A 217-nucleotide genomic window follows, 5' to 3' on the forward strand; every position below is an offset into this window, starting at 1 on the left:
AACCGCCAGCAGGTCGCCGAGAACGCAGGACCGCGGACGAAAGCACCCGCACCGAAAGTCACTGGTATCGCCCCGAACGACCAGGAAACGTGGCTCGGCGACGCGTACGACTCCTTCGAGAGTTACGGCATGGCGGAGTCTCAGACGGACAAAGCCGCTGCGCTCCTTCGTGAGGCTGGGTACTCGAAGGAAGGCGGCACGTGGAAACACAGTAGTG

Annotated in this window: 1 pseudogene; it reads left to right on the plus strand. The window is 62.7% G+C overall.

The features are described from left to right. A pseudogene (locus AUR66_RS22030) lies at positions 1–217 on the plus strand (ABC transporter substrate-binding protein); the annotation flags it as partial.

The organism is Haloferax profundi (genome assembly GCF_001469865.1).
In the GTDB taxonomy this organism is placed as follows: Archaea; Halobacteriota; Halobacteria; order Halobacteriales; family Haloferacaceae; genus Haloferax; species Haloferax profundi.